The 21993-nt window shown below is 57.6% G+C and carries 19 protein-coding genes; 14 read left to right on the top strand and 5 right to left on the bottom strand.

Annotation, left to right across the window (positions count from 1 at the left end; genetic code table 11):
* The first annotated feature begins 132 nt into the window (after positions 1 to 132).
* From KPHS_39520 to KPHS_39490, 4 genes are all read left to right on the top strand, one after another.
* Entirely contained in the window at positions 133 to 1554 is a 1422-nt protein-coding gene (locus tag KPHS_39520) for a sensor histidine kinase (RefSeq protein YP_005228252.1), read from the top strand.
* A gap of 29 nt (positions 1555 to 1583) precedes the next feature.
* Complete coding sequence (locus KPHS_39510) at positions 1584 to 2270, top strand: putative alpha helix protein (RefSeq protein YP_005228251.1); 687 nt, start codon at positions 1584 to 1586, stop codon at positions 2268 to 2270.
* On the top strand, positions 2257 to 3594 hold the full coding sequence (locus KPHS_39500) for a putative 2-component transcriptional regulator (protein ID YP_005228250.1): 1338 nt from the start codon (positions 2257 to 2259) through the stop codon (positions 3592 to 3594). Before KPHS_39510 ends, KPHS_39500 begins: the two co-directional genes overlap by 14 nt.
* Positions 3595 to 3659: 65 nt before the next feature.
* Entirely contained in the window at positions 3660 to 3998 is a 339-nt protein-coding gene (locus KPHS_39490; protein ID YP_005228249.1) for a nitrogen regulatory protein P-II, read from the top strand.
* A 73-nt stretch (positions 3999 to 4071) separates the two neighbouring features.
* Here KPHS_39490 and KPHS_39480 read toward each other — a convergent pair whose 3' ends face one another.
* Positions 4072 to 5262 carry a nitric oxide dioxygenase gene (locus tag KPHS_39480; RefSeq protein YP_005228248.1) on the bottom strand — a complete coding sequence of 397 codons (1191 nt, stop codon included), beginning with the start codon at positions 5260 to 5262 and terminating at the stop codon, positions 4072 to 4074.
* A gap of 325 nt (positions 5263 to 5587) precedes the next feature.
* Between KPHS_39480 and KPHS_39470 the strand changes: the two genes are divergently transcribed.
* The gene (locus KPHS_39470; RefSeq protein ID YP_005228247.1) at positions 5588 to 6841 is read left to right on the top strand and encodes a serine hydroxymethyltransferase; all 1254 of its coding nucleotides are present in this window, start codon (positions 5588 to 5590) and stop codon (positions 6839 to 6841) included.
* A gap of 55 nt (positions 6842 to 6896) precedes the next feature.
* On the opposite strand, the gene KPHS_39460 is transcribed toward KPHS_39470, so the two are convergent.
* Positions 6897 to 7319: a DoxX family protein gene (locus tag KPHS_39460; protein YP_005228246.1), complete on the bottom strand. Its 423-nt coding sequence runs from the start codon at positions 7317 to 7319 to the stop codon at positions 6897 to 6899.
* 73 nt (positions 7320 to 7392) lie between these two features.
* Positions 7393 to 8589, bottom strand: a complete 1197-nt coding sequence (locus tag KPHS_39450) for a putative NAGC-like transcriptional regulator (RefSeq protein YP_005228245.1) — start codon at positions 8587 to 8589, stop codon at positions 7393 to 7395.
* A gap of 112 nt (positions 8590 to 8701) precedes the next feature.
* Here KPHS_39450 and KPHS_39440 point away from each other — a divergent pair, with 112 nt between their 5' ends.
* From KPHS_39440 to KPHS_39410, 4 genes are all read left to right on the top strand, one after another.
* Positions 8702 to 11977, top strand: a complete 3276-nt coding sequence (locus KPHS_39440) for a putative transferase (RefSeq protein YP_005228244.1) — start codon at positions 8702 to 8704, stop codon at positions 11975 to 11977.
* A gap of 69 nt (positions 11978 to 12046) precedes the next feature.
* A complete protein-coding gene (locus KPHS_39430; protein YP_005228243.1) occupies positions 12047 to 13483 on the top strand; it encodes a sugar transporter in 1437 nt (478 codons plus the stop codon).
* Positions 13483 to 14316, top strand: a complete 834-nt coding sequence (locus KPHS_39420; protein ID YP_005228242.1) for an aldose 1-epimerase — start codon at positions 13483 to 13485, stop codon at positions 14314 to 14316. The genes KPHS_39430 and KPHS_39420 overlap by 1 nt, the downstream gene beginning before the upstream one ends.
* 210 nt (positions 14317 to 14526) lie before the next feature.
* Positions 14527 to 15534, top strand: coding sequence for a putative 3-phenylpropionic acid transporter (locus KPHS_39410; protein YP_005228241.1), 1008 nt, complete (start codon positions 14527 to 14529; stop codon positions 15532 to 15534).
* Here the strand turns inward: KPHS_39410 and KPHS_39400 are convergent.
* Entirely contained in the window at positions 15531 to 16808 is a 1278-nt protein-coding gene (locus tag KPHS_39400) for a stationary phase inducible protein CsiE (protein ID YP_005228240.1), read from the bottom strand. The two genes, KPHS_39410 and KPHS_39400, sit on opposite strands and share 4 nt — an antisense overlap.
* A gap of 163 nt (positions 16809 to 16971) precedes the next feature.
* Between KPHS_39400 and KPHS_39390 the strand changes: the two genes are divergently transcribed.
* The 3 genes from KPHS_39390 (at position 16972) to KPHS_39370 (ending at position 19478) form a co-directional block, all read left to right on the top strand.
* Complete coding sequence (locus tag KPHS_39390; protein ID YP_005228239.1) at positions 16972 to 17571, top strand: putative ABC-type transport protein; 600 nt, start codon at positions 16972 to 16974, stop codon at positions 17569 to 17571.
* The gene (locus KPHS_39380; protein YP_005228238.1) at positions 17562 to 18542 is read left to right on the top strand and encodes a putative transmembrane protein; all 981 of its coding nucleotides are present in this window, start codon (positions 17562 to 17564) and stop codon (positions 18540 to 18542) included. The genes KPHS_39390 and KPHS_39380 overlap by 10 nt, the downstream gene beginning before the upstream one ends.
* A gap of 99 nt (positions 18543 to 18641) precedes the next feature.
* Positions 18642 to 19478: a hypothetical protein gene (locus KPHS_39370; RefSeq protein YP_005228237.1), complete on the top strand. Its 837-nt coding sequence runs from the start codon at positions 18642 to 18644 to the stop codon at positions 19476 to 19478.
* 46 nt (positions 19479 to 19524) lie between these two features.
* Here KPHS_39370 and KPHS_39360 read toward each other — a convergent pair whose 3' ends face one another.
* Positions 19525 to 20328, bottom strand: a complete 804-nt coding sequence (locus tag KPHS_39360) for an inositol monophosphatase (protein YP_005228236.1) — start codon at positions 20326 to 20328, stop codon at positions 19525 to 19527.
* Between the two features lie 120 nt (positions 20329 to 20448).
* On the opposite strand from KPHS_39360, the gene KPHS_39350 reads away from it, so the two are divergent.
* Both KPHS_39350 and KPHS_39340 read left to right on the top strand, forming a co-directional pair.
* Positions 20449 to 21183, top strand: coding sequence for a tRNA/rRNA methyltransferase (locus KPHS_39350; protein YP_005228235.1), 735 nt, complete (start codon positions 20449 to 20451; stop codon positions 21181 to 21183).
* A 234-nt stretch (positions 21184 to 21417) separates the two neighbouring features.
* The gene (locus KPHS_39340) at positions 21418 to 21909 is read left to right on the top strand and encodes a DNA-binding transcriptional regulator IscR (protein YP_005228234.1); all 492 of its coding nucleotides are present in this window, start codon (positions 21418 to 21420) and stop codon (positions 21907 to 21909) included.
* Positions 21910 to 21993 lie beyond the last annotated feature (84 nt).

The following is a 21993-nucleotide window of genomic DNA, read 5'->3' as shown; positions in this document are numbered from 1 at the left end:
CCTCATTCCTGAACAAAGCCAGGCCTTGCGCCTGGCTTTGTTGTTTCTGCGGCGCAGTAACCAGCGGTAGCGCTTTTCTCCGGCGCGCTCCTCAGTTAGCATCGACCAGAGCTAATGATTGAGACTACATCCTTGAAGCGACTCTCTCTTTTCCCCCGTTCGCTGCGTCAGCTGGTGACGCTCTCTTTTGTGCTGATCCTGCTGCCATTGCTGGTGCTGGCCTGGCAGGCCTGGCAGAGCCTGAACGCCCTTAGCGCCCAGGCGGCGCATATTAACCGTACCACCCTGGTCGACGCCCGACGCAGCGAGGCGATGATCAATGCCGCACTGGAGATGGAGCGCAGCTATCGCCAGTACTGCGTGCTGGACGATCCGACGCTGGCGCGCGTCTATCAAAACCAGCGGCAGCGCTACAGCCAGATGCTGGACGCCCACGCCGGCGTGCTGCCGGATGAGAAGCTCTGGCAGGCGCTGCGTCAGGATGTCAGCGATCTGGCGCAGCTGCAGTGTAAAAATAGCGGACCCGATGCCCAGGCAGCCGCCAGACTGGAAGTTTTCGCCAGTAATAACAGCGATATGGTGCAGGCGACCCGGGCGGTCGTCTATTCTCGTGGCCAACAGCTGCAGCAGGAGATAGCCGAACGCGGCCAGTTTTTTGGCTGGCAGGCGCTGGTGCTGTTTCTGCTGAGCCTGGCGCTGGTGCTACTCTTCACCCGCATGATTATCGGCCCGGTGAAAGGCATCGAAAGAATGATCAATCAGCTGGGGGCAGGGAAGTCGCTGGACGACGCCGCATTGTTTACCGGCCCGCGCGAGCTGCGATCGGTGGGCAAGCGCATCATCTGGCTCAGCGAGCGCCTGGCGTGGCTGGAGTCGCAGCGGCATCAATTTCTTCGCCATCTGTCGCATGAGCTGAAAACCCCGTTGGCCAGTATGCGTGAAGGTACCGAGCTGTTGGCCGACCGCGTCGCGGGGCCCCTGACCCCTGAGCAGCAGGAGATCGTCGAGATCCTCGACAGCAGTAGCCGTAACCTGCAAAAGCTGATTGAACAGCTGCTGGACTATAACCGAAAACAGGCCGACGGCCCGGTGGCTCGCGAAGCGGTGGACCTGGTGGACCTGGTGGAAAACGTCGTGGCGGCGCACAGCCTGCCCGCGCGGGCTAAACTGATGCATACCGAACTGACGCTGCAGGCGCGGCGTTGCCTGGCAGAGCCTGCGCTATTGATAAGCGTAATGGATAATCTCTACTCCAATGCGGTGCACTATGGCGCTGAATCCGGTAACATCCGTATCCATAGCTACCGGCACGGAGAGCAGGTGCGTATTGATGTCGCCAACAGCGGCGAACCGATCCCGGCCGCGGAAAAAAACATGATATTCGAGCCTTTTTACCAGGGGAGTCACCAGCGTAAAGGGGCCGTTAAGGGCAGTGGACTGGGGTTGAGTATCGCCCGCGACTGCGTCCGGCAGATGCAAGGGGAGCTCAGCTTAGTTGATGCGCCCGCCGGGCAGGTCTGTTTTCGCATTACGCTTCCCTCAGCGCCGGAATAATCCAACTTATGAATCGATATCGGGGAACTATGTCCCAATTCCTGGCCTGGCGCCGTTCCCTCAGCGGATGGCTGCTTTCAGGCATTGCTTGTCTGACGCTGGCGGGGTGTTCCGCCGGCTTTTCACCGCATACCGCGGAAGGTACCGCCGCCCCCGGGCAGGCGCAGCATCAGGTGGCCGATTTTGTCGCGGTAGACTGCGCGGATATCTGGGCGCACAGCAGCGATGCCAGCGACAAAAATCCCCTCTACTGGCTGCGGGGCATTGACTGTGCCGATCGCCTCGCGCCGGCGCAGGCGCGGGCGGAGGCGAAACGCCATACCGACGACAGCTGGCAGGACGCGTTCCGTCGCGGCATCCTGCTTGCTGATGCTAAAATTACCCCTGAGGAGCGCCGCGACCTGGTGGCGCGTCTCGATACCTTCAGCCCGCAAATCGCCGTTCAGGTCCGCCCGCTGTATCAGCTCTGGCGCGACGGCCAGACCCGTCAGCTGCAGCTGGTGGAAGAGCGTGCCCGTTACGCTAAGCTTCAGCAGTCCAGCGATAGCGAACTGGAGACACTGCGTCAGCAGGAGCTGGCGCTGCGCGAGCAGCTGGAGCTGACCACCCGCAAGCTGGAGAACCTGACGGATATCGAACGCCAGCTCTCCAGCCGCAAGCCGGGCGGCAATTTCGGCAGCGAAAAAGTGCCGGAGGTGATCCATGACGATCCGTAAACCGGCGCGTTTACTGCTGGTGGATGACGATCCGGGACTGTTGAAGCTACTGGGCATGCGCCTGGTCAGCGAAGGCTACAGCGTGGTCACCGCCGAGAGCGGGCCGGAAGCGCTGCGCGTGCTGGGGCGTGAGAAAGTGGATCTGGTGATTAGCGATCTGCGGATGGATGAAATGGACGGCCTGCAGCTGTTTAGCGAGATCCAGAAGGGCCACCCCGGCATGCCGGTGATCATTCTCACCGCTCACGGTTCGATTCCCGACGCCGTGGCGGCTACCCAGCAGGGGGTGTTCAGCTTCCTGACCAAGCCGGTCGATAAAGATGCCTTATATAAAGCCATTGATGAGGCGTTGGAGCAGCGCTCGCCGGCCACCGACGAAGCCTGGCGCCAGGCGATTGTAACCCGCAGCCCGCTGATGCTGCGCCTGCTTGAGCAGGCCGGAATGGTGGCGCAATCGGATGTCAGCGTACTGATTAATGGCCAGAGCGGGACCGGGAAGGAGATCGTCGCCCAGGCGATCCACAACGCCAGCCCGCGTCATGATAAGCCGTTCGTGGCGATCAACTGCGGCGCGCTGCCGGAACAGCTGCTCGAATCCGAACTGTTTGGCCATGCGCGGGGCGCTTTTACCGGCGCGGTCAGTAACCGTGAAGGATTATTCCAGGCCGCTGAGGGTGGTACGCTGTTTCTCGACGAGATCGGTGATATGCCGGTTGCGTTGCAGGTGAAGCTGCTGCGCGTCCTGCAGGAGCGCAAGGTGCGCCCGCTGGGCAGCAACCGCGATATCGAAATCAACGTGCGGATTATCTCCGCCACCCACCGCGACCTGCCGAAGGCGATGGCCCGCGGCGAGTTTCGTGAAGACCTGTTCTACCGCCTCAACGTAGTGAACCTGAAAATACCGCCGCTCTCCGAACGCACGGAAGATATTCCGCTGTTGGCCAACCATCTGCTGCGTCAGTCCGCCGATCGCCATAAGCCGTTCGTGCGGGCGTTTTCCAGCGATGCGATGAAGCGGCTGATGGCCGCCAAGTGGCCGGGCAACGTGCGCCAGCTGGTGAACGTGATCGAGCAGTGCGTGGCCCTGACTTCGTCGCCAGTGATCGGCGACGCGCTGGTTGAGCAAGCGCTGGAGGGCGAGAACACGGCGCTGCCGACCTTCGTGGAGGCGCGCAATCAGTTTGAGCTGAACTACCTGCGCAAGCTGCTGCAAATTACCAAGGGCAACGTCACTCACGCCGCGCGGATGGCAGGGCGCAACCGCACCGAATTCTATAAGCTGCTGTCGCGCCATGAGCTCGACGCCAACGACTTTAAAGAGTAGCTCCGCACTATAGCGCAAGTTATGATACGGTAAGCAACCGGTTACGCGATTAAGACAGGAACCCCATGAAAAAGATTGATGCGATTATTAAACCTTTCAAACTGGATGACGTGCGTGAAGCGCTGGCCGAAGTCGGCATCACCGGGATGACGGTAACGGAAGTGAAAGGCTTTGGCCGCCAGAAAGGGCACACCGAACTGTACCGTGGTGCCGAGTATATGGTCGATTTTCTGCCGAAAGTAAAAATTGAAATTGTAGTGACCGACGATATCGTCGATACCTGTGTGGATACCATCATCCGTACCGCACAGACCGGTAAAATCGGCGACGGTAAAATCTTTGTCTTCGACGTGGCGCGGGTCATTCGTATTCGTACCGGCGAAGAAGACGACGCGGCGATTTAACGCTCGCCGCTCGCTGCAGTATTGCCGGGTGGCGCTGCGCTTACCCGGCCTACAAATCCCCGCGCGTCGGGGCTTACAGCACCTTATGCGGGCCGAAGCATTCGTAATGAATGTTGTCTTTGTTGATCCCTAATTCGACCAGCTGCTTCGCTGCAAACTGCATAAACGCTACCGGGCCGCAGAGATAATACTGCATCTGCGGGTCGCGAATATTGTCCGCCACTGCTGCTAAATCCATCAAACCTTCGCTATCAAAACGTCCAGCCTGACGGTCGGCCTCAGTCGGGGTGCGATACCAGACGTGAGAGGTAAACGCCGGCAGCGCCGCGCCGAGCGCCTTCACTTCATCGGCAAAGGCGTGAACGTCGCCATTTTCCGCCGCATGGAACCAGTTCACCTGACCCTGATGACCGCTCTTCGCCAGCGCATCCAGCATCGCCAGCATCGGCGTTTGCCCGACGCCGCCAGAGAGCAGAGTGACCGGCGTCTGCGGCTTAACGTTAAGGAAGAAATCTCCCGCCGGGGCGGCCAGATAGACCACATCGCCTTCGCTGGCATGGTTATGCAGCCAGCTGGAAACCTGACCGCCTTCCTCGCGTTTAACCGCAATGCGGTAGCCTTTGCCGTCCGCTTTGCGGGTCAGGGAGTACTGGCGGATTTCCTGATATTCGAAGCCTTCCGGTTTCAGCCAGATGGCCAGGTACTGGCCAGGCTGGTAATCGGCGACCGGCTGGCCATCAACCGGTTCGAGCTCAAAGCTGGTGATAAGCTGGCTGCGCGGGGTTTTCTTCACGATGCGGAACGCGCGGGTCCCTTCCCAGCCGCCGGTTTTACTGGCGTTTTGCTGATAGATCTCGGCTTCACGGCCGATAAAGACGTTCGCCAGCACGCCGTAGGCTTTACCCCAGGCATCGAGCACTTCCTGGCCCGGACTGAACATTTCATCGAGGGTCGCCAGCAGATGGCTGCCAACAATATTGTACTGCTCCGGTTTGATCTGGAAGCTGGTGTGTTTCTGGGCGATCTTTTCCACCGCCGGCAGCAGGGCAGGCAGGTTATCGATATTGCTGGCGTAGGCGGCAATAGCGTTGAATAACGCTTCACGCTGATCGCCGTTGCGCTGGTTGCTCATGTTGAAGATCTCTTTGAGCTCCGGATTATGCGCGAACATACGATCGTAGAAATGGGCGGTTAATTTCGGGCCGGTCTCTACCAGCAGGGGAATGGTGGCTTTTACCGTGGCGATGGTTTGAGCGTCAAGCATAGCGTGCTTCCTTATGTGTTATCTTAATGATGCATTTTAAATGCATCTTAAAGAAATAACCCTGCGTTGTAAATGGTTCTTTAACACATTCCCCCGATCCAGTTACAACATGAAGAATTTGCATCACAAACCTGAAAAGAAATCCGTTGATACTGAGAGAGGCGTTATTGCTCAAAGCCTTGTGTCATGCGGAGCCAATCGTTTGCGTAAAATCCTTTGTCAAGACCTGTTATCACAGAATGATTCGGTTATACTGTGGGCCGTTGTCCAATCGGACCGCCTTTTTAGGCCGAAATTTTATTGTTAGCTGAGTCAGGAGATGCGGATGTTAAAGCGTGAAATGAACATTGCCGATTATGATGCCGAACTGTGGCAGGCTATGGAGCAGGAAAAAGTACGTCAGGAAGAGCACATCGAACTGATCGCCTCCGAAAACTACACCAGTCCGCGCGTTATGCAGGCGCAGGGCTCTCAGCTGACCAACAAATATGCTGAAGGGTATCCGGGCAAGCGTTACTACGGCGGCTGTGAATACGTCGACGTGGTTGAACAGCTGGCAATCGACCGCGCGAAAGAACTGTTCGGCGCTGACTATGCTAACGTCCAGCCGCACTCCGGCTCCCAGGCTAACTTTGCCGTCTACACCGCGCTGCTGCAGCCGGGCGACACCGTGCTCGGTATGAACCTGGCGCAGGGCGGCCACCTGACTCACGGCTCCCCGGTTAACTTCTCCGGCAAACTGTACAACATCATCCCTTACGGTATTGATGAGTCCGGTAAAATTGACTATGACGACATGGCGAAGCAGGCTCAGGAACACAAACCGAAGATGATCATCGGTGGTTTCTCCGCTTACTCCGGTATCGTTGACTGGGCGAAAATGCGTGAAATCGCTGACAGCATCGGCGCTTACCTGTTCGTCGATATGGCGCACGTGGCAGGCCTGATTGCCGCTGGCGTGTACCCGAACCCGGTTCCGCATGCTCACGTTGTGACCACCACCACTCACAAAACCCTGGCGGGTCCGCGCGGCGGCCTGATTCTGGCGAAAGGCGGTAGCGAAGAGCTGTACAAAAAACTGAACTCTGCCGTGTTCCCAAGCGCGCAGGGCGGCCCGCTGATGCACGTTATCGCGGCGAAAGCGGTGGCGCTGAAAGAAGCGATGGAGCCAGAGTTTAAAGTTTACCAGCAGCAGGTTGCGAAAAACGCTAAAGCGATGGTGGAAGTGTTCCTGAACCGCGGCTACAAAGTGGTGTCTGGCGGTACTGAGAACCACCTGTTCCTGCTGGATCTGGTGGATAAAAACCTGACCGGTAAAGAAGCTGACGCCGCTCTGGGCCGCGCCAACATCACCGTCAACAAAAACAGCGTGCCGAACGATCCGAAGAGCCCGTTCGTAACCTCCGGTATCCGTATCGGTTCTCCGGCAGTGACTCGCCGCGGCTTTAAAGAAGCGGAAGTCAAAGAGCTGGCTGGCTGGATGTGTGACGTGCTGGACAATATCAATGACGACGCGGTCATTGAGCGCGTGAAAGGTAAAGTGCTGGATATCTGCGCCCGCTTCCCGGTATATGCGTAAGCGTTAGCGTTGACATCAAAAAGGCCGCGTATGCGGCCTTTTTTGCGTCTGGAGATTAGCGGCGGTCGAGGGAGATCGCCCCGGGGCCGGTTACCGCCAGCAGCAGGAAAGCGCCGGCGATACTGACGTTTTTCCAGAAGTTAATCATGTTCGGCAATACCGCATCGCCAGTCATATCCCAGTAGTGATGGCCAATCACCGCCGTGCCCAGGGTGTAGAAAATAAAGATGACCGCCAGCGGGCGGGTGAAAAAGCCGAGCACAATCAGAATCGCGGCAGGCACTTCCATAATGACGGCGATAATCGCCGCCAGGGTCGGCATCGGCGCGCCGGAGGCGGCCATGTACTGCACCGTACCGTCAAAGCCCAGCAGTTTGGGGTAGCCAAAAAGAATAAACAGAATCACCACGGCGATGCGGGCGATAAGCAGCAACAGAGAGCGGGAAGCGCCAAAATCAAAATAGCGGAGTGTGTTCATAATCAGCTCGTTATGAGAGACGTGTGATTTAAACGTAATACACAAATTTGCGCTCCGCCACGTTCGTTTATGACTAAACCAGCGTCTGCAATTGCTCCTCAACGTACAGATAACCTATCCCCATCAGCTGCTGGGCGCGTGTCAGCTGGCCAAAGCCAATTTGGGTGGCGTGCGCTCGCGGCGTATCCCGGTGGTCAAAGGGGTTGAAACCCGTTTGTTTGACGATACTTTCCAGCCACTGCTCACCGAAGGCGCAGCTGCGCCCGTAAAGCCATATTTGATTAATATTTAATATATTCAGGAAATTATAGAGGCTTAAGCCAATCGCGTTGGCAGCGTTATCAACCCATGCGCGAATTTGCACATCTCCCTCTTTCCAGGCCTCAATGAGCGACGCCGTGGTTAACTGCTCAGGGGAGAGCGTTGCTTCAGGCTGCGTTTTGAGCCACATTCGGGCCTGTTTTTTCAGCGCGCTGAGAGAGGCGACGGTTTCGAGGCAACCGTATCTTCCGCAGTCGCAGGCTTTGCCGTCAGGATTGACAATCGTATGCCCAATCTGCCCGCTGCCGTACAGACTGCCGCGATAAATATGATCGTTAATCACAAATGACGAGCCGATACCGTAGTCGACGTTGATCACGCAAAAATCCTGCTGTGTACCCTGATGCTGCCACTTCTCCGCCAGCGCCAGCATCACGCAGTCGTTATCCACCCGAACCTGCACGCCAAGCCGCTCCTCAAGCAGATACTTTATTTCGATCGGTGTTTTCCAGCGTGCCTGGGGCATGGTTTGTGAAACGCCGGTAATCGGATCAACCTGTCCATGCACGCCAAGGGCGAGATTGATGCTGTGCTGCGGGTAGCGGCGGTGGATATGCCGCCAGCATTCAACGATGGCCTCAAGCAGGGCCTGAGGAGTGGGCGCGTTGACCGGCAAATGCTGATGACCATCCACTGCCAGCAGGCGGGCGTCGGCAAGCTGATATTCAATGCTGGTCGGGGTGATATTCATGCACAGTGTCCAGGCGCCGTGCTCGGGGATCTGGTAGCTGCCGCTGTTCACGCCCCGTTTGCTCAAGTGTTCCGTTGAGTGACCGATCAATCCCTCGCTAAGCAGCTCGGCCAGAATATTGCTCACCGCCGGAATGGAGAGACCGGTGAGTTGAGAGAGCTGTGATTTACTGAGCTGCTTTTCCCGCCACAGATGGGAAAGAAAAATCGACTTATTGGCCTGCCGGACCCGGGCGTTATCAAAGCCAGTACGCTGCATACACTTAACTCCCTTAACTATATTGCGTGAGCATTGCGCATTTTAACAGCGAATTGGCGATATAGACTCCTGTTATTGCAACTTTTACTTCGTTTTGTTTAGTGGAGGCATCATGTACGGTTCGGTTAAGGTCTGGCAGGAAATCATTTCATTACCAACGTGGACGACGGGAGCGGAAGATCCGAACCCTATGTTTCTGGAAAAACGTGTTTATCAAGGATCTTCCGGCAGCGTCTATCCCTACGGCGTGATTGATACCCTGACCGGCGAACGCGAAATGCGCGATTATCAGGCAGTGTGGATGGAGAATGATTTCCTTCGGGTCATGCTGCTACCGGAGCTTGGCGGCCGTATTCACCGGGCATATGATAAAGTCAAACAACGTGATTTCGTCTATTACAATGAGGTGGTTAAGCCAGCCCTGGTAGGGCTGCTCGGGCCCTGGATCTCCGGCGGAATCGAATTTAACTGGCCGCAACATCACCGGCCGACGACCTTTAAGCCGGTCGATTTTTCTATTCAGCAGGGAGAAAACGGCGCGCAGACCGTATGGATGGGGGAAGCGGAGCCCATGCGCGGTTTGCAGGTTATGGCCGGGTTTACGCTCTATCCTGACCGCGCGCTGATTGAAATCACTGGCAAGATCTTCAATGGTAACGCCACGCCGCGCCATTTCCTGTGGTGGGCCAACCCTGCAGTAAAAGGCGGCGATGCCCACCAGAGTGTATTCCCACCCGATGTCACCGCTGTATTCGACCATGGTAAGCGTGATGTTTCCGCTTTCCCGATTGCCACCGGTATCTACTACAAAGTGGACTATTCTGCGGGGGTTGATATCTCCCGTTATAAAAACGTCCCGGTACCCACTTCGTATATGGCGGAGAAGTCGGATTACGATTTTGTCGGCGCTTATCATCATGACGAGCGAGGCGGGTTACTGCATGTTGCCGATCACCATGTCTCTCCTGGCAAGAAACAGTGGAGCTGGGGGTACGGGGATTTTGGCCAGGCCTGGGATCGAAATCTGACTGATGAAAATGGCCCTTATATTGAGCTGATGACCGGCGTCTTCACCGATAACCAGCCTGACTTTACGTGGCTTGCGCCTTATGAAGAGAAGGTGTTTGTGCAAAATTTCCTTCCCTACAGCGAGTTAGGGATGGTGCAAAATGCCAATACACAGCTGGCACTGAAGCTGGTTCGCGAGTCTGGGCAACTGCAGCTTGGCGTATATGCCATTGCTCCGCTAAATCATATCGTGGTTGAACTCAGCGCTGACCATCAGCCATTGTACGAAACTCAGCTGACGCTGAAGCCCGGTGAGAGCTGGCAGCAGACGCTGCCGGAAAATGGCGTCGGGCGCTTAACCCTCAAAGTGAAAACCGCCGAGAACCAGCCGCTGCTGGATTATCAGGAACATATTACCCAACAGACGCCGCTGCCCGAACCAGCTATAGCGCCCGCGTTACCGGAAGCGATCCACAATGGCGACGAGCTCTATTTTATCGGCCAGCACCTTGAACAATACAACCACGCAAGCCGCTACGCCGGGGATTACTATCGTCGGGCGGTTGAGCTCGATCCGCAGGATTATCGCAATAATGTTGCCCTCGGTACCCTGGCGTTCAACAGTGCCGACTGGGCGCTGGCGGAACAGTGTGCCCGTGCTGCGCTACAGCGCGCGCATCGTTTGAATAAGAACCCGCGAGATGGCGAAGCCAGTATGCTGCTTGCCAGCGTGCTGGAAAGGATGGGGGATGATGCAGGCGCCTGGGATCACTATTACAAAGCCTCCTGGAGCGGTAATTGCCGTGACGCCGCCTGGTGGTCGCTGGCGCGGCTGGCGATGAAGCGCGGTGATGTTGCCGATGCGCTGGAAAAAGTAAACACCAGTCTGCGGTTCAACGCCAGCAATCCTCTGGCGATGGGGTTGAAAACGCTGGCATTAGCCAACAGTGGGCAGAAGAAAGCAGCGCTGGAGTTTATTTTCGCCTCTCTTGAACAATACCCATTGAGCTATCCGCTGCACTGCGCGCGCTGGATGATTGAGCGGAGCGACGACGCGCGAGAAACCCTGCTGCGCATCACGGGGCGCAGAGGGGTCAACGCCAGCCTGCTGGCGGGTTGGCTGCTCTCTATCGGACAGACGTCGGCGGTGAAAGAGGTTCTTGCGGTTCTGGACAGTCAGGAAGCGCTGCCGATGCTCTGGCGTGCGTCGCTAAGTGATGATGCCAATGAACGCCAACAGTTTATTGCCGCCGCCGAGCACTGCCATGCGCACAATGTTCGTTTCCCTAACTCGCTCGATGAAGTTCAGATGCTGCAGTCGCTGGGCGACAGCGCTTTTGCCCGCTATCTACTCGGTTGCTTCTGGTACAGCAAACGTCGCTATGACGAGGCGGTGAGCTGCTGGCGCGAGACGCTCGAAAAATCTCCCGATTATGCGCCCGCTCATCGTCTGCTGGGCGTTTACTCGTGGAATAAACAGCAGGATGCAACGCAGGCGCTGGCTTATCTGCAGCGCGCCGTAGCGCTGGAGCCGGAAAATGCGCGCTTCCTGTTTGAACTCGATTTTTTGCAAAAATTACTGGCCAGGTCGGTACATGAGCGACTGACGACGCTGGTGGAACGTAAAGCCGTGGTGCTGAAGCGGGACGACCTGACCGCTGAGCTGCTAAGCCTGTGGAACGCGTCCGGTCATTATGCCGATGCCGCCGCGATTCTGGATACGCGCGTATTCCATCCCTGGGAAGGAGGAGAAGGGAAAATCACCGGCCAGTATTTGCTCAATCAGCTCCATCGGGCATTACAGTTCATCGAGCGTGGGGCGTTTAAACAGGCCACGGACTGTCTGAAAGCCGCATTACGCTATCCCGACAATCTGGGGGAGGGGCGACTGCTTGGGCAAACGGATAACGATATCTGGTATTTGCTGGGCTACTGCGCAGAACAGGCTGGGGATGCGCAGCAGGCGGCGGAATATTACCAGCTTGCCCGGCAAGGGGGCTCAACGCTGGACGCCGGGCGGTACTACAACGATCAACCCGCCGATTATCTTTTCTGGCAGGGCATTGCGCTGCGTAAGAGCGGTAACCCAGCGCAGGCCGAGCAGTACTTCCGCCATTTTATCGACTGGGCCGCGCAGCATCGGGATGACGTTCCGCAAGTCGATTTTTTTGCCGTCTCTCTTCCGGACCTGGTGGTTCTCGATGTATCAGCGCAGCAGAGACATCAGCAGCACTGCTTGTTTATTGAAGCGTTGGGCCATCTGGGGCTGGGCAACGTATCCGCCTGCCAGCAGAGGATGCAGCAGCTTCTGCAAATAAATCCGGCTCATGATAAGGCGCATCTGATTCGCCATGCCCTGCAAAGCGGCATTTTTTCCTGAACCTCAATGGGCGGGCTCGGCCCGCCTGAACCCTACTGTTCCCTGCGTTTCCCTTATAGAGGAATCATTATGAACAACGCGCAGACACATCTGAAAATGGGCTACGTCTGGACGATTTGTCTGGTCGCCGCCTGCGGTGGTTTACTGTTTGGCTATGACTGGGTGGTGATTGGCGGCGCTAAGCCATTTTATGAAGCCTGGTTTTCAATTACGGACCCGGCGCAGTCCGGCTGGGCGATGAGCTCAGCGCTGTTGGGCTGTATTTTCGGCGCATTAATTTCGGGATGGTGCGCAGACAAACTGGGGCGCAAGCTGCCATTAATTCTTTCCGCCGTGCTGTTCAGCGCGTCGGCCTGGGGGACGGCGGTCGCCAGTCATTTCGATATGTTTGTGGTTTACCGCATTGTGGGCGGCGTAGGGATTGGTCTGGCTTCCGCTCTCAGCCCGCTTTACATTGCCGAAGTCAGTCCGGCAGAGAAAAGAGGGCGTTTTGTCGCGGTCAATCAGCTCACCATCGTGATTGGCGTACTGGCCGCTCAGTTAATCAATCTGATGATTGCTGAACCGGTGGAGCCGGGGGCGACGCAGCAGATGATTGTGGACAGCTGGAATGGGCAGATGGGCTGGCGCTGGATGTTCGGTGCGGAACTGGTGCCGGCGCTGGCGTTTCTGGTCCTGATGTTTTTTGTCCCCGAGTCGCCGCGCTGGCTCATGAAGGCCGGTAAACCGGAGCGCGCCCGGGCTGCGCTGGAACGCATTGGTTCTGCCGACTATGCCGACAGGATCCTGCGTGAAATCGCGCATACCCTGGAAAAGGATAACAATAAAGTCTCCTATGGCGCGCTGTTGGCTCCCCAGGTGAAACCGATTGTGATCATTGGCATGGTGCTCGCCATATTCCAGCAGTGGTGTGGGATTAACGTCATCTTTAACTACGCGCAGGAGATTTTTGCCTCGGCGGGGTTCGATATTAACAGCACGCTGAAATCGATCGTCGCGACGGGCGTCGTTAATCTGGTCTTTACCATTGCGGCGCTGCCGCTGGTGGATAAAATCGGTCGCCGTAAATTAATGCTGCTTGGCGCTTCGGGATTGACGCTGATCTATGTGCTGATCGCCGGCGCTTACGCCATGGGCATTATGGGGTGGCCGGTACTGTTGCTGGTGCTGGCGGCGATTGCTATTTATGCGTTGACCCTGGCGCCGGTGACCTGGGTGCTGCTGGCGGAGATTTTTCCCAACCGCGTACGTGGACTCGCGATGTCTTTAGGTACCCTGGCGCTGTGGATCGCCTGTTTCCTGTTAACCTATACTTTCCCGCTGCTTAATGCCGGTCTGGGCGCGGCAGGAAGCTTCCTGCTGTATGGTGTCATTTGCGCTGCCGGCTACCTCTATATCCTGCGCAACGTCCCGGAAACGAAAGGTATCACCCTCGAAGCGCTGGAAGAGCAGCTGGCGCAGCGTCATACGGGCGTTAATGCGGCGAAGCAGGAGCAGATGCGCTAATGGCGGAAGAGTGGATTCTGGAGAACGCGCATCTGCGGATGTGCGTCTCTTCTCTGGGCGGCAAAGTGCAAAGTTTATTCTCGCGGCAATATCAAGCGCCGGTGCTATATGAAAATCCCGCCGGCGGCATGTTTCCGATGCTGCCATTGGCCAATCGCGTCGCCGGCAACCGTTTTATTTTTCATGGGCAGGAGATTGTCCTGCCTCGCCACCATGCCGACGAGTATTTCTTTCTTCACGGTGACGGCTGGTTACAGCGCTGGGATATTATTGAGTGCGGCGCCGAGTATTGTGTATTACAGCTGCGTCGGCAGCATGCCTGCGGTTTCGATTATCTGGCGCAGCTCCGCTACCAGTTGCTGCGTAACCAGCTGATAGCGGAGCTAACGCTTACCCACTATGGGGAGGTCCCTGCGCTTTACGGCTGCGGCTTTCATCCCTTTTTCCCTTTCGATGAACGCAGCAAGGTTCAGTTCCAGGTCAGCGGTTACTGGCCGGAAGGGGAGAATCATTTACCTCTCAACTGGCAAGGAAACTTGCCCGACTATGCCAATTTCAGCGTGGCTCAGTTCGGTGAAGATCGTTGGCTGAACGTGGGTTATTCCGGCTGGGGCGGGCGGGCGAAGGTAAGTAATGACGTGATGAATATCACAATTCTATCGCAAACTCCGTGGTTGATGCTGTTCAGAATGCAAGGTGAATCATTCCTTTGCCTCGAGCCGCAAAGCCATCCGGTAAACGCCCACAACATGGATGGGCAGCCGGGGCTGCGAGTTTTAGGCGCGGGAGAGAAGCTGAATTTTTCGCTGAAAATCATCATCGAGGGAGCATAAATAACGAGCTATCAGCAGACAAGAGCATCTTGCGCCCGCCGGGGTTTATCGCCAGACTATCGCCACCATTCGGGAGGAAATCATGGTCTTGCACTCCACGCGCTGGCTGGCGCTCAGTTATTTCACCTACTTTTTTAGCTACGGTATTTTCTGCCCTTCTGGAGCGTCTGGCTGGCCGGAAACGGGCTGACTCCGGAAACCATCGGCATTTTGCTTGGCGCCGGTCTGGTGGCCCGTTTTCTCGGCAGTCTGCTGATTGCCCCGCGGGTGAGCGATCCCTCCCGGCTGATCACCGCGCTGCGCGTGCTGGCGCTGTTAACCTTGCTCTTCGCGCTGGCCTTCTGGGCCGGCAGCCACGTAGCATGGCTGCTGGCGATCATCATCGGCTTCAACCTGTTCTTTTCGCCGCTGGTGCCGCTGACGGATGCTCTGGCCAATACCTGGCAAAAGCAGATCACCATGGACTATGGCCGGGTGCGGCTGTGGGGATCTATTGCCTTTGTGATTGGTTCGGCGCTGACCGGCAAGCTGGTGAGCCTGTTCGATTACCGGGCGATCCTGCTGATGCTAAGCCTGGGGGTCGCCTCGATGCTGCTCGGCATGCTGCTTAAGCCGTCGGTGATGCCCCAGGGGGAGTCGCGCCAGCAGCAGGGGGCCGGAATGGCGGCCTGGCTGACGCTGGTGCGCCAAAGCTGGCGCTTTCTCGCCTGCGTTTGTCTGCTGCAGGGAGCGCATGCCGCCTACTATGGCTTTAGTGCCATCTACTGGCAGCAGGCCGGCTATTCCGCCTCGGCGGTCGGTTATCTATGGTCGTTAGGCGTGGTGGCGGAAGTGGTGATCTTCGCGTTGAGTAAAAAGGTGTTCCGCCGCTTCAGCGCCCGCGACCTGCTCTTGCTCTCCGCCGTCTGCGGGCTGATTCGCTGGGGACTGATGGGCTGGACCACGGCGCTGCCGGGACTCATCCTTGCGCAGATCCTTCACTGTGGCACCTTCACGGTGTGTCATCTGGCGGCGATGCGCTATATCGCCGCCCGTCAGGGTAGCGAAGTGATCCGTCTGCAGGCCGTCTACTCCGCGGTGGCGATGGGCGGCAGTATTGCCATCATGACCGTCTTCGCCGGTTTCCTCTATCAGCACCTGCACCAGGGCGTATTCTGGGTGATGGCCCTGCTGACGCTCCCGGCGATGGCTATACGGCCAAAAGCGGTGGCGGCCTAGTCCTCGAGCATGGCGCAGATATGCTGCTGCTGGCGTTCAGTGAAGTAGTTCTCCGCGTGGATCAGCGGCGGCGAAAACAGCGGCAGCGCCGTCGCATAGGGGGTGACGATAAGCGTCACCCCTTTGGGCGCACCTTCCTTCTGAAAGCGCTCTACGCTCTGGTATTTGATATTCAGCGGCAGCAGCGTTAGTTCGCGCAGCTGTTGTTCCAGGGCCTCTTCAATAGCTGGGTTGTCATCGGTTAGCAACAGCACCTGTTTCTCGTGCAGGTCGCTTTTCTGCATCAGCCAGGCGCCAAAGATCACCGCGATTAAACCGGTCTCTTCCTCATTAAAACGGATGTGCCAGGCCTCCTCGAATTCGCTCAATGCCGCCTGGGTGGTACGCAGTAAGCGAGGGTAGAGCCGGGTCACTTCCTCTGTGAGCGTGCTGTCGATGCCGATAGCAAACACGCTGCGGATCAACGCCTGCGACAAATGAATATAGAGTTGATCGCTGAGCCCCTGCTCATCACTGAACGCTCTGCCAGCGAGGATCTGGAAGCGGTGGATCAGGCCGGAGATAGCCAGCCGCAGGCGGCGATCGTGCGGGTGACCGTCGCGGACCGGGTCGGGGGTTTTGAGCAACATAAACAGCAGCGAGAGGAAAAAAGGTTCTCCGACATGGGGCGGAGCGCCGACCCGACGCTGCCAGTGGCGGACAATCTCCTGCGCCAGGGTGAACTCGGCGGCGGTTTGAGCCCAGCGTTGCTGTTCCTCATTGAAGTCCGGAGAGTATCCCCGGTGATGTTCGAGCAGACAGTACTGCAGGTACAAGCGCAGAAACTGCACGTCGCGGCAGTCAAACTGGCGATTGAGCGCCCGCGCGCAGCGGTTCACCAGCGCCTGCAGATTGGTATCATCGTATAAGGTGCGGGCAATGCCTTCCTGTTTAAGCTGCGTTTTCAGCGCCGGGGTAAAATGATGATTAACGAACTGTGGGCAGAGGCGCAGCCCCCGCCGCAGCGCATGCAGCAGACATAAACGTTGGTCGAGCGCGGCGCCTTCAATCCGATAGCTGCCGTCCACCTGTGACTGGAGGGTCAAACGGTGGTAACGCTGAATTTCGCGTCCGGTCTCCTCAATATCCTGCCGGGCCGTGGTCTCATCAACGAGGTTGATCCTGCCAAGCCGTTCAGTCGTCACCGACTGTCCGGGCAGATAAAACATCAGGAGCACCTGGCTACGGCGCTGTGGACTGGAAAGCGCAGATGGTGGTTCAATGACGGTCATCATCTGGTAAGTTCCAGTTAGGGTTTCCGCTAAGGATAGACAATGACCGCGGCGTGGGCAGGGAAGAGCGTCCGCTTTTACTCAGGATTGCTGGCGAAGTTCACAGAATTTTTCACGTGAGGAACAGATGAACAGAGTGAAACAATGCACAAGCGCGGCGTTTTTCATGGTTTTATCATGGTCGGCCGCTGCGCATCCGCATAGCTTCATCAGCCTGCAAAGCGAGCCGGTGGTCAAGGACGGTCTGCTGAGCGCCTTTAAAATGCGCTGGACGATGGATGAAATTACCTCATCGGATCTGCTCTATGATGCCGGAAACGCCAAACCGGGCAGCGAAGTCTGGAAAAAGCTGGCGGCGGAGGTGATGGCCAACGTGCTCGGTCAGCACTATTTCAGCGAGCTGTGGCATAACGGTCAGCGGGTTAAATTTGACAATCGTCCCGACGGTTACGGCCTCGAACGTGACGGACTGCAGGCGGTACTCACCTTTACTCTGCCGCTGGCGACGCCGCAACCCATTGCCGGGCAGACGTTTACCTTTTCCACCTTCGACCCGACCTACTACGTCGATATGTTTTATGACAAGGATAGCGATTTTTCCCTGCCCGCAGGGCTGCGGGCCGCCTGTAAGGCAACGGTGATGACGCCAAAACCGAACGACAAAATGCTCTCATACGCCCAGTCGCTGGATAAAGCGGATGCGCCGCCGGAGGATATGGCGCTGGGCAGCTATTTTGCCCAGAAGGTGACCCTGACATGTCAGTAATTTTTACTCCGCGCGCGCGATTTTCGCGCTGGAAAGCGCTGTGGCCGCTGGCGCTGTTGCTGGCTGTGAGCATCATCGGCGGCATCTGGCTGTGGCGGGCGTGGCCGCAGGTGCTGATGCAGAGCGCAGTCTGGCAGCGTTCGCTAAACCTGGAACTCAGCCGCCTGCTGCAGGCGGTGGCGGAGAACCCGGCGGCGGCAGGGCTGTCGCTGCTGGGGTTTAGCTTCGTTTACGGGGTGCTCCATGCCTTAGGGCCCGGACACGGTAAAATTGTCATTACGACCTGGCTTGCCACCCATCCCGCGAAGCTGAAATCAAGCATTGGCCTGACGCTGGCCGCTTCTTTACTGCAGGGGCTGGTGGCCATCGCGCTGGTGGTCGTGGTGCTGGCGCTGCTGCAGCTGCCGGCGTGCCAGCTGCACCTCAGCAGTTTCTGGCTGGAGAAGGGGAGCTATTTGCTGGTGGGCGCGTTAGGGCTGCTGCTGTGCTGGCGGGCGTTAAAAAAGCTGCGTCTGCTGCTGCGCCGGCCAACGTTTACCGCTTTTACTCCGCATCATGTTCATAACGAACACTGCGGCTGCGGGCATCAGCATCTCCCGGCCCCGGAGCAGCTGCAGGCTGGCGACGACTGGCGGGCTCGCGCCGCGATCGTCCTGTCGATGGGTATGCGTCCCTGCTCGGGGGCGATCATGGTTCTGCTGTTCAGCAAGGTAATCGGCGTTTTTGGCTGGGGGATGGCGGCGGCGCTGGCGATGGCGGCGGGAACCTCGTTGACTATCACGGCGCTGGCGCTGTTGGTGCATGGGTTCCGCCAACTGGCGATCCGCCTCAGTCGCCATCAGGCGCCAGCGTTATGGAAGCAGGTTAGTTGGGCGACGCTGGCGCTGGCCGGCGGCGTCATATTGCTGGCGGCGGCAGGGGTGATGTGGCTCAGCGCCGTCCCTGCCGGCGGTGGGATCCGTCCGTTTTAGACAGACGCCGGGCGCAAATCCTAAAGTGGGCGCCAGCGCTTGCCGCTGGCGAAGCGATGCTCTAGTTTTCCGCTTTTCGGCGGATGACAAGGAGTCGCTATGGCCGCAAATATCGTTTCTCCCGCGCAGAGCGGGCGGTTCTATTATGGCTGCGCCGGCGCCGCCGGGCTGCTGGCGGGCCTGGCGATCGTATTCTGGTTTCCAGCCCTGGCCAGCTGGTGGCCGTCAGATCTGGTGCGTGTCTACCACGCCATGCCGTATGTTATGCGATTCGGGGTGGCGAGTGTCGCGGATATTCCGCTGGTGGCCTACGCCACCCTAACGCTGTCGGGCTTCGTGCTGGCCTTTTGTCATCCCGGTCACAGTAAACTGCCCATTGTTGCCTGGGCTGTGCATAACCAGCCCTCGCCGCGGGAGATGGTCGACTGGATCCTGCGCAGCTGGGTGTTGCAGTTCGGTTTTCTGGTGATCATTTTCTGGCGTTTCGCGTTTATGGGTAAGCTAAGCAGCGACAGGCTAATGCAGATCGTGGGCATCTTTAACGACGTATGCTATCTGGCCACGCTGGTGCTGGCTGGAATACTGCTGCGCGACGGCTGGCGCGACTTTCAGGGCGTTGCCGCACCGGCAGGCAATATTCGCATTCCGCTGATCTTTGCCCTGAGTTTTTATCTGCCGTTTCAGCTGGTATGGATTTTACTCAGTGCGCAGCAGTATGAGCTGCCGCTGTGGGGATGGCTGCTGCTGGTTCCGGCGATGGTCGGCGTGCTGTTAGCCAGGCTGACGGTGGTAGGGATAGCGCTGTGTTTCCGGCGCTGGCTGGGGACGCAGGGCTGTCTGCGTTGGCGCGGACCGCTGGCCTTATTTAGCGGCCTGACGGTGCTCTGTATTGGCGGTAATGCGGTGATTCGCCAGATCCTCAACATGATAAAATGACATAAAAAAAGGAAGCCGCGGCTTCCTTTTTGACATCAGTAAGAGATTAACGCTTCAGCGCGTCGCTCAGCTGCTCGCGCATGTTCGCCAGCATCGCTTTCACCACGCGCGGGTTACCGGCAACGATGTTGCCCGTCAGCATATAGTTATGACCGCCGGTGAAGTCGCAGACAATCGCGCCAGCTTCACGGGCGATCAGTTCGCCTGCGGCGAAATCCCATGGTTTCAGGGCGATCTCAAAGTAACCGTCAACGCGGCCGGCGGCCACATAGGCCAGATCCAGCGCGGCAGAGCCGGTGCGACGGAAGTCGGCACATTCGGTAAACATGTTGCCGAGAATATTCATGTAGGTGGTGGCGTGCTGCTTCGCTTTGAACGGGAAGCCGGTCGCGATAATGGTGCCGTCGAGGTCGCGAGCGTTGCTGCCGCGCAGACGGTAGCCGTTCAGCTGCGCGCCCTGGCCGCGGGTCGCGGTAAACAGTTCGTTACGCATCGGATCGTAGACCACCGCGACTTCAGTACGACCTTTGATGCGTACGGCGATGGAAACAGAGAAGTGCGGCAGACGTTTAACGAAGTTGGTGGTGCCATCCAGTGGATCGATAACCCATTGAACATCCTGCTCTTCGCCAGCGTGTTCACCGCTTTCTTCGGTGATAATGGTGTGCTGCGGGTAAGATTTGCGAATGGTTTCGATAATAATCGCTTCGGCGGCTTTATCGACGTTGGTCACAAAATCATTGCTGCCTTTCTGGCTGGTTTCTACGGTGTCTGGCGTTTCGTAGTGTTTGGCAATTAAATTACCCGCCTTGCGCGCGGCGCGCACGGCGATGTTCAGCATCGGATGCATCGGTCTCTCTCACTGGATGTTAAAGAACGGGAAAAAACGGCGCATATAATAGCAGCCAAATCTGCTTATGTCTCCGTTTTATGGTAGCATGCACGAATAATCTTTAGCCGAAGAACCATAATGCTGCAAAATATTCGAATCGTACTGGTAGAAACTTCCCATACCGGCAACATGGGCTCCGTAGCCCGCGCGATGAAAACCATGGGCTTAACTAACCTGTGGCTGGTCAATCCGCTGGTCAAACCCGATTCGCAGGCGATAGCCCTGGCCGCGGGCGCCAGCGACGTGATCGGCAACGCGCAGATTGTCGATACCCTTGATGAAGCGCTGGCAGGCTGTAGCCTGGTGGTTGGCACCAGCGCGCGCTCCCGCACGCTGCCGTGGCCGATGCTCGACCCGCGCGAATGCGGTCTGAAAAGCGTCGCCGAAGGTCAGCATGCGCCGGTGGCGCTGGTCTTTGGCCGCGAGCGCGTTGGTCTGACCAACGATGAACTGCAGAAGTGCCACTATCACGTGGCGATCGCCGCCAACCCGGAGTACAGCTCGCTGAACCTGGCGATGGCGGTGCAGGTTATCGCCTATGAAGTGCGGATGGCCTGGCTGGCGGCGCAGGAGCAAGCGCAGCCGGCGGTTGAGCATGAAGAGGCGCCGTACCCGCTGGTGGACGATCTGGAGCGATTCTACGACCATCTTGAGCAGACGCTGCTGGCGACGGGCTTTATCCGCCCGAATCATCCGGGGCAGGTGATGAACAAGCTGCGTCGTCTGTTCACCCGCGCGCGTCCGGAAAGCCAGGAGTTGAACATCCTGCGCGGCATGCTGGCGTCTATTGAGCAGCAGAATAAAGGTAAGTAACTGCGTTAACGCCGGATGGCGTTTCGCTTATCCGGGCAACGAATCGGGCTCGCCTGGCGGGATGAAGGTATCAGGCTATGCGGAAGTAAAACGGCACGGAAAGCCAAATACCTGACTAAAACAGTCAAGTAAATAGTTGACCAAATTACTCGGGAATGTCAGACTTGGCCCTGCTATGCAATACCCATATTAATAAAAAGCCCGGCCAGGGGCGAGTTTGAGGTTAAGTAAGACATGAGACTGACATCTAAAGGGCGTTATGCCGTGACCGCGATGCTTGACGTTGCGCTCAACTCTGAAACGGGCCCGGTGCCGTTGGCAGATATTTCAGAGCGTCAGGGAATTTCGCTTTCCTATCTGGAACAGCTGTTCTCTCGCCTGCGTAAAAATGGCCTGGTTTCCAGCGTTCGTGGCCCAGGTGGTGGTTATCTGTTAGGTAAAGATGCCGGCAGTATCGCCGTCGGCGAAGTCATTAGCGCCGTGGACGAATCCGTTGACGCCACCCGTTGCCAGGGCAAGGGCGGCTGTCAGGGCGGCGATAAATGCCTGACTCACGCGCTGTGGCGCGACCTGAGCGAGCGCCTGACCGGCTTCCTGAACAATATCACCCTCGGGGAACTGGTGAATAACCAGGAGATCCTCGATGTTTCCGGTCGTCAGCATCAGCACGAAACCCAGCGCAATGCGCGCACCCAGGACGCGATTGACGTTAAACTGCGCGCCTGAGTGACCCGTCCCGTTTCGGGCTGCGGCTGACAGGGCAAGGCGGCGCGAAACGGCGGGACAACGATTATAAAGAGCTTTCAGAAT

This window comes from Klebsiella pneumoniae subsp. pneumoniae HS11286 (genome assembly GCF_000240185.1).
In the GTDB taxonomy this organism is placed as follows: domain Bacteria; phylum Pseudomonadota; class Gammaproteobacteria; order Enterobacterales; family Enterobacteriaceae; genus Klebsiella; species Klebsiella pneumoniae.
Note: the sequence above shows the minus strand (reverse complement) of the source record. Positions and strands in the feature narration are given on the sequence as shown.

What these genes read in the sequence shown, in the direction of transcription:
- KPHS_39440 (YP_005228244.1), top strand. Translation starts at nt 8,702, where the DNA reads ATGTACGGTTCGGTTAAGGTCTGGCAGGAAATCATTTCATTACCAACG.
- KPHS_39360 (YP_005228236.1), bottom strand. Translation starts at nt 20,328, where the DNA reads ATGCATCCGATGCTGAACATCGCCGTGCGCGCCGCGCGCAAGGCGGGT.
- KPHS_39430 (YP_005228243.1), top strand. Translation starts at nt 12,047, where the DNA reads ATGAACAACGCGCAGACACATCTGAAAATGGGCTACGTCTGGACGATT.
- KPHS_39400 (YP_005228240.1), bottom strand. Translation starts at nt 16,808, where the DNA reads ATGATGACCGTCATTGAACCACCATCTGCGCTTTCCAGTCCACAGCGC.
- KPHS_39340 (YP_005228234.1), top strand. Translation starts at nt 21,418, where the DNA reads ATGAGACTGACATCTAAAGGGCGTTATGCCGTGACCGCGATGCTTGAC.
- KPHS_39450 (YP_005228245.1), bottom strand. Translation starts at nt 8,589, where the DNA reads ATGCAGCGTACTGGCTTTGATAACGCCCGGGTCCGGCAGGCCAATAAG.
- KPHS_39470 (YP_005228247.1), top strand. Translation starts at nt 5,588, where the DNA reads ATGTTAAAGCGTGAAATGAACATTGCCGATTATGATGCCGAACTGTGG.
- KPHS_39480 (YP_005228248.1), bottom strand. Translation starts at nt 5,262, where the DNA reads ATGCTTGACGCTCAAACCATCGCCACGGTAAAAGCCACCATTCCCCTG.
- KPHS_39490 (YP_005228249.1), top strand. Translation starts at nt 3,660, where the DNA reads ATGAAAAAGATTGATGCGATTATTAAACCTTTCAAACTGGATGACGTG.
- KPHS_39390 (YP_005228239.1), top strand. Translation starts at nt 16,972, where the DNA reads ATGGTTTTATCATGGTCGGCCGCTGCGCATCCGCATAGCTTCATCAGC.
- KPHS_39380 (YP_005228238.1), top strand. Translation starts at nt 17,562, where the DNA reads ATGTCAGTAATTTTTACTCCGCGCGCGCGATTTTCGCGCTGGAAAGCG.
- KPHS_39370 (YP_005228237.1), top strand. Translation starts at nt 18,642, where the DNA reads ATGGCCGCAAATATCGTTTCTCCCGCGCAGAGCGGGCGGTTCTATTAT.
- KPHS_39500 (YP_005228250.1), top strand. Translation starts at nt 2,257, where the DNA reads ATGACGATCCGTAAACCGGCGCGTTTACTGCTGGTGGATGACGATCCG.
- KPHS_39420 (YP_005228242.1), top strand. Translation starts at nt 13,483, where the DNA reads ATGGCGGAAGAGTGGATTCTGGAGAACGCGCATCTGCGGATGTGCGTC.
- KPHS_39510 (YP_005228251.1), top strand. Translation starts at nt 1,584, where the DNA reads ATGTCCCAATTCCTGGCCTGGCGCCGTTCCCTCAGCGGATGGCTGCTT.
- KPHS_39460 (YP_005228246.1), bottom strand. Translation starts at nt 7,319, where the DNA reads ATGAACACACTCCGCTATTTTGATTTTGGCGCTTCCCGCTCTCTGTTG.
- KPHS_39350 (YP_005228235.1), top strand. Translation starts at nt 20,449, where the DNA reads ATGCTGCAAAATATTCGAATCGTACTGGTAGAAACTTCCCATACCGGC.